This window comes from Bradyrhizobium sp. (assembly GCF_049581145.1).
Lineage (GTDB): Bacteria > Pseudomonadota > Alphaproteobacteria > Rhizobiales > Xanthobacteraceae > Bradyrhizobium.
In genome coordinates, this window is sequence record NZ_JBAURI010000400.1 from 1 (window position 1) to 6612 (window position 6612).

Annotated in this window: 4 protein-coding genes and 2 pseudogenes; 2 read left to right on the forward strand and 4 right to left on the reverse strand. The window is 64.0% G+C overall.

Annotated elements, in window-relative coordinates; genetic code table 11:
• From WCB02_RS12955 to WCB02_RS12970, 4 genes and pseudogenes are all read right to left on the reverse strand, one after another.
• Positions 1 to 175, reverse strand: a pseudogene (locus tag WCB02_RS12955) (enoyl-CoA hydratase); the annotation flags it as partial.
• Between the two features lie 50 nt (positions 176 to 225).
• Positions 226 to 1425 carry a pyridoxal-phosphate-dependent aminotransferase family protein gene (locus tag WCB02_RS12960; protein WP_423958625.1) on the reverse strand — a complete coding sequence of 400 codons (1200 nt, stop codon included), beginning with the start codon at positions 1423 to 1425 and terminating at the stop codon, positions 226 to 228.
• Between the two features lie 218 nt (positions 1426 to 1643).
• Entirely contained in the window at positions 1644 to 2927 is a 1284-nt protein-coding gene (locus WCB02_RS12965; protein ID WP_423958626.1) for an MFS transporter, read from the reverse strand.
• An 80-nt stretch (positions 2928 to 3007) separates the two neighbouring features.
• Positions 3008 to 4213, reverse strand: a pseudogene (locus WCB02_RS12970) (pyridoxal-phosphate-dependent aminotransferase family protein).
• A 127-nt stretch (positions 4214 to 4340) separates the two neighbouring features.
• Here WCB02_RS12970 and WCB02_RS12975 point away from each other — a divergent pair.
• Entirely contained in the window at positions 4341 to 5096 is a 756-nt protein-coding gene (locus WCB02_RS12975; RefSeq protein WP_423958627.1) for a GntR family transcriptional regulator, read from the forward strand.
• Positions 5097 to 5199: 103 nt separating this feature from the next.
• Positions 5200 to 6612 (forward strand): FAD-binding oxidoreductase (locus WCB02_RS12980; RefSeq protein WP_423958628.1); only part of this gene is annotated, 1413 nt, incomplete at its 3' end.

Consider the following 6612-nt stretch of genomic DNA (forward strand, 5'->3'; position numbering starts at 1 on the left):
GGATCAAGGCCTTGATCGAGCGGTCGGCGTTGATGGTCTCGCAGATCGAGGCCATCTGCTCGTACATCGCGAATGTGAGGGCGTTGCGCGCCTGCGGGCGGTTGAAAGTCAATCGCGCGATGCCATCAGTGACGGCGTAGATCAGGTCTTCATTAGCAGTCACCGGAGCATTCATCGCGCACTCTTCCCTTGCAAAAACAGATCGAGGTCAGGCCACCGCAGTCGTCAGGCTACGGCAACCTTGGGCATCGGCACGACGTCGCGGCCCTTCAGCACATCCATCGCCGCGAGCACACCACCTGAACGATGCGGCACGTGAGCGAGATCGAGTCCCATCTCGATGCCGGACAGCATACCCATCAGCATCAGATCGTTGAAGTGCCCGATATGACCAATCCGGAATACCTTGCCCTTGATTTTGTTGAGGCCGGTGCCGAGCGACATGTCGAAATTCTCCAGCACCACTTTGCGGAAATGGTCGGAGTCATGGCCCTCCGGCATCACCGCGCCGGTCAGCGCCGGCGAATGCGCCTGCGGATCCTGGCACTGGGTCTCCAGGCCCCAGACCTTCATCGCGGCACGGGTCGCAGCGCTATGGCGCTTGTGGCGGGCGAACACGTTGTCGAGCCCCTCCTCCTCCAGCATCTTGATGGCCTCTTTCAGGCCCATCAGGAGATTGATGGCCGGTGTGTAGGGCCAGGTGCCGGCCTTGTTGATGGCGATGACATCCTGCCAGTCCCAGTAGGAGCGCATGCCAGGATTGGCCTTGGCCACCGCGAGCGCCTTTTCCGAAACCGCGTTGAAGCCCAAGCCCGGCGGCAGCATCAGCCCCTTTTGCGAGCCGGCGACCGAGACGTCGATGCCCCAGGCGTCGTGCTCGTATTCCAGCGAACCGAGACCGGAGATGGTGTCGACCATCAACAGCGCCGGATGCCTGACCCGGTCCATGGCTTTGCGGACCTCGAGCGGCGGCGTCACGCAGGCGGTCGAAGTCTCGTTGTGCACGACCATCACGGCCTTGATCCTGTGCGTCTTGTCGGCGGCGAGGTGCGCCTCGATCTGGCCGATATCGGCGCCATGGCGCCAGTCGCCGGGCAGGAAATCGATGTCGAGCTTGAATTTCTCGGCGATGCCGCGCCACAGCACGGCGAACTGGCCGGTTTCGGCCATCAGGACCTTGTCGCCCGGCGACAGCGTGTTGACAATGGCGGCTTCCCAGGCGCCGGTGCCGGACGAGGGATAGATGATCACCGGCTGCCCGGTGCGAAACAGGCGCTGCATGCCCGAAAGCACCGCAAAACCCAGTTCGGCGAATTCGGCGCCGCGATGGTCCATGGTCGGCATGTCCATTGCCCGCAGGACCCGGTCGGGGATGTTGGTCGGTCCTGGGATCTGGAGAAAATGCCGTCCCGTATGCAAGGTCATGTGGCGTCCCTTCCCGGTCTTGTCGCTGTCCGCGGTTCTGGTCGCGGTTCCGCGCGGCTCGCATAGCATCAATCGGCCGGCTTGTCCCCCGCCGGACCGCCGCCGTCAATGCATAACGACCGGGTTTCGCACCCGAATTCGCCGTTTTGGGATGGGATCGAGCGCCGGCCGGCCTTCCGGGCCGACCGGCTGCAAGATCGGGAAGGCATCTGCTGGCCTTATGCGGCGGTTGCCGGCTGCCCCGTCGGCATCCGCACCTCGTTCTCTGTGAACGGCAGTTCCGGATGCATCATGAACGCCGAAACTGCGCCAACCAACAACACGCCGATCAACATGATGAACGGCAGGTACCAATTGCCGGTGACATCGATGACCAAGCCTGCGACCAGCGGGGAGGCGATCGCTGCGCCCGCCGATCCCATGTTCATGATCCCCGACGCCGTGCCTGAATAGCGCGGCGCAATATCCATTGGCACCGACCACATCGGGCCGATCATGAGTTCGGAGAAGAAGAAGCCGGCCGAAAGCGACAATGCGACGACGGTCATATCGTGGACGAACAGGATCGGAAGCAGCGATGCCAGCGCGCCGACAAAGCCCGTCACGACCACGCTCAGACGCGCAAAGCGAACACTGCCGGTGCGCTTGAGCAGCGCATCCGAAATCACGCCGCCGATACTGTCGCCGATCACGCCCGCGAAGAACACGCCGGAGGAGAACAGCGCCGAATGCTTCAAATCGAGGCCAAAGCTGTTCTTGAAGAACAGCGGCAGCCAGTTGAGATAAAGCCAGAGCCCCCAGCCGTAGCAGAAATAGGTCAACGTCACCGGCCACATCCGGCTCAGCAACGGACCCCACGGCACCGGCGGCTTGACGCCGGTGGGCCGCGGCGGCAGCGTCGCCAGCTCATCCTCCGTAATATGGCGATGGTCCCTGGGTTCGTTGCGGAAATAGCTGACCCAGACGACGCCCCAGATCAGGCTGACCACGCCCAGCACCACGAACGAGCCGCGCCAGGTCAGCCAGGCCATCAGGACTGCAACCAACGGCGGCGTCACCGAGTTGCCGAGCCGGGAGAAGGCGTGGGTGATGCCCTGCGCAAAACCGCGGCTGCTGGACGGGGTCCAGTACTGCATGGCGCGGGTCGCGGTCGGGAAGGTCGCGCCCTCGCCGAAACCGAGCGCGAAGCGGGCCACAAACAGCATCGGCAGGGTGGTCACGAAGCCGGTTCCGATCGTCGAGAGCGCCCAGATCAGACCGCACCAGAACAGCGTCTTGCGTGGGCCAAAATGATCGCCGACCCAGCCGCCGAACACCTGGAACAGCAGATAGGGATAGGCGAACGCCGAGAACACAAAGCCAAGCTGGGTATTGCTGAGATGCAGTTCCTTCTGGATCTCGCTCGCGGCCGTGCCGATGTTGACCCGGTCGATATAGGTGATGAAGTACATCACGCACAGCATCGCGAGCACGACGTGCGTGGCCTTGAAACGAAGACGCATATTCTCCCCCGAATGTTGATTGCCGATTTTGAAGTCGCCTGCGGCCGAGCACACCCCTCGCGTGCGCGGAGTCCGATCGGTCAGGTCTTAACCACTTTGAGCGGCGGCGCGTTCGATTCCGCGGGCCCTTCCAACAGGGCCATCGCGGCCTCGACGCCGCCGGCGCGATGCGGCACGCCGGCAGCGGCGAGCCCCATCTCCACGCCGGACAGAGCGCCCATCAAGGTCAGCGCGTTGGTTTCGCCGAGATGACCGATCCGAAACACCTTGCCGGCGAGCTTCGCAAGGCCCGTGCCGAGCGACATGTCGTATTTATCCAACACGATCTTGCGAAACTGGTCGGCGTCATAGCCCGGCGGCATGACGACGGCGGTCAGGACCGGCGAATAGTCCTTCGGCTCCTGACAGAGCACCTCGAGACCCCAGTGATTGACCGCGGCGCGGGTGGCCGCGGCCAACCGCTTGTGGCGGGCGAACACGTTGTCGAGCCCCTCTTCGAGCAGCATGGCAATGGCTTCGCGCAACGCGTAAAGCAGATTGGTCGCCGGCGTATAGGGGAAGAAGCCCTGCGCGTTGGGCTTCAGCATCTCCTCCCAGTCCCAATAGGAGCGCGGCATCTTGTTGGTCCTGGCGGCGGCGCGGGCCTTCTCGGAAATCGCGTTGAAGCCGAGCCCCGGCGGCAGCATGAAGCCCTTTTGCGAGCAGCTCACGCTGACATCGACCTTCCACTCGTCGTGCCGGTAGTCCACCGAGCCGAGCTAGGAAATGGTGTCGACCATCAGCAGGGCCGGATGGCCGGTGCGGTCGATCGCGGCGCGGACCTCGCCGATCCGGCTGGTGGCACCGGTCGACGTCTCGTTATGCACCACCATCACCGCCTTGATGGCGTGCAGCTTGTCCGCGTCGAGCCTTTCCTCGATCGCGGCCGGATCGACGCCCCTGCGCCAGTCGCCGGGCATGAAATCCACCTCGATGCCCCAGCGCGCCGCCATCTGGCGCCATAGCGTCGCAAAATGGCCGGTCTCGACCATCAACACCTTGTCACCCGGCGACAGTGTGTTGACGATCGCAGCTTCCCAGGCGCCGGTCCCGGACGAGGGAAAGATGATGACCGGGCCGGTGGTCTTGAATATCTTCTGGCTGCCCGCCAGCACCGCCTTCCCCAGCTCGGCGAATTCTGGACCGCGATGGTCGATGACCGGCATGTCCATCGCCCGCAACACCCGGTCCGGGACCGGGCTCGGGCCCGGAATCTGCAGGAAATGGCGGCCTTGGGGACGGGTCACGCGCTACTCCGTTTCGCAGGTAAAACTTGCTGACCGGTATTTTGCATTCAATCAAGGCAACAGCAAGGTAATTTTGCATTCAATTCGACAGTCGACGGAATAGCTCGGAAACCCTAATGTCGGCGCCATGACCTCCCTGATTCCGGATGAGGCGGCCGACGCCGCGCCGCAAGCGAGCCCGTCGCGCGACGACGTCTCGCTGCATGACGAAATTCTGGGAACCCTCCGGAACTACATTGTCGAGGGCAACATCCCTGACGGGGCCCGCATTTCCGAGCGGCAGCTCTGCGAGATGCTGAAGATCTCCCGCACCCCGCTGCGCGAAGCCTTGAAAGTCCTCGCCGCCGAAGGCCTGGTCGATCTGTTGCCGAACCGCGGCGCCCGGGTCCGGCCGATCAACGCTGATGACATCCGCGAATTGTTCGACCTGATGGGTGGACTCGAGGGCCTCGCCGGCCGCCTCGCCTGCGAGAGGATCACCGCCGATGGCGTCGCGAAAATCGAGCAACTTCATCACGATATGTATGGTTTCTACATGCGTCAGGACATGCAGGGCTATTTTCGGGTGAACCAGTTGATCCATCGCTGCATCGTCGAGGCGGCCGCCAATGCGGCGCTGCTCGCGACCTATGAGAGCCTGGCGGGACGGATCCGGCGGGTGCGCTTCTCCGCCAATTTCGCCCGCCGGCGCGAGCGCTGGAGCGAGGCGATGCGGGAGCACGAAGCCATTCTCGATGCGCTGCGCCGCCGCGCGGCCAGCGAACTGAACGACATTCTGTTTCAGCATTTGCGCAACAAGGGCGCCGCGGCGATCGCCTATCTGGCCGAGCCGGACTCCAGCCTGCCGACCGAGGCGCCCGCCGGAGTGAACGCTGCAGGCTAGACTTGCATCCAAAAACGATTTAGCTCGCGCCAGAAATGAATTAGGCAATAGACCTAATTGAGCAAGCCCTGCGCCGAGCGTGGCCGAGTGAGGATCATCGCAAATGCCGAACGCGCGCGGAGCCGTCTCGGAGCTCGAACAGAGGCTTGGCGCCGAGATCAGCGGCGACGTCCTGTTCGATTCCTTCAGCCGCGGCCGCTATGCGACCGATGCCTCGTTCTACCAGATCATGCCGGCCGGCGTGGTGGTGCCGCGGACCATGGACGAGGCGCTGCGGACGCTTGCGATCGCGCGCGAGGCGGGACGCAGGATCACCCCGCGCGGCGGCGGCACCTCGCAATGCGGCCAGACCGTCAATGACGGCCTCGTGGTCGATTTCTCAAAACATCTGAACCGCATCATCTCGCTCGACATCGAGAAGGCGACCTGCGTGGTCGAGCCGGGCATCGTGCTCGACGATCTCAACCGCCAGCTCAAGAAACACGGCTTGTGGTTTCCGGTCGACGTCTCCACCGCCTCGCGCGCCACCATCGGCGGCATGGCGGGCAACAATTCCTGCGGCGGCCGCTCGCTGCGCTACGGCACCATGCGCGACAACACGCTGTCGATGGGTGCGGCGCTGGCCTCCGGCACCGTGCTGCATTTCGGCGAGGTGCCGCGCGACCTCGCCTCCGTCAACGCGCCCGAGGGCGGATTGGCGCTGTTTCGCGACATGCTCGATCTCGGCGCGCGCGAGGCCGAGGAAATCGCCGACAGATTTCCGAAGGTGCAGCGCCGCGTCGGCGGCTACAATCTCGACGCGCTGGTGCCGCGCAACGCGCCGAACAACATGGCGCATCTCCTGGTCGGCTCCGAGGGCACGCTCGCCTTCACCACCAGGGTCGAGCTGAAGCTGTGGCCGGTGATCCGCAACAAGGTGCTTGGGGTCTGCCATTTCGGCAGCTTCTACGAGGCGATGGACGCCGCCCAGCATCTGGTCAGGCTTCGGCCGATCGCGGTCGAGCTGGTCGACCGAACCATGATTGCGCTCGGGCGCGAGATCGACATGTTCAGGCCGATCATCGCCGCCGCCGTCAAAGGCGATCCCGACGCGATTCTGGTGGTCGAATTCGCCGAGGAAGACCAGGCCGAGAATCTCGCCCGCGTCAAACAGCTCACCGAGCTGATGGCCGATCTCGGCTTCGGCTGGAGCCATCCAACGCGCAAATGGGGCGGCGTGGTCGAAATCACGGAGCCGGCGCTGCAGAGTGCGATCGCCGACTTCCGCGCCGCCGGCCTCAACGTCATGATGTCGATGAAGCAGGAGGGCAAGCCGGTCTCGTTCGTCGAGGACTGCGCCGTGCCGCTGCCGCATCTGGCCGATTACACCGAGCGGCTCAACGCCATCTTCGCCAAACACGGCACCCGCGGCACGATGTATGCACACGCCTCCGAAGGCTGCCTGCATGTCCGCCCGGTCCTGAACCTGAAACTGGAAAAAGACGTCCAGGCGATGCGCGCCATCGCCGAGGAAACT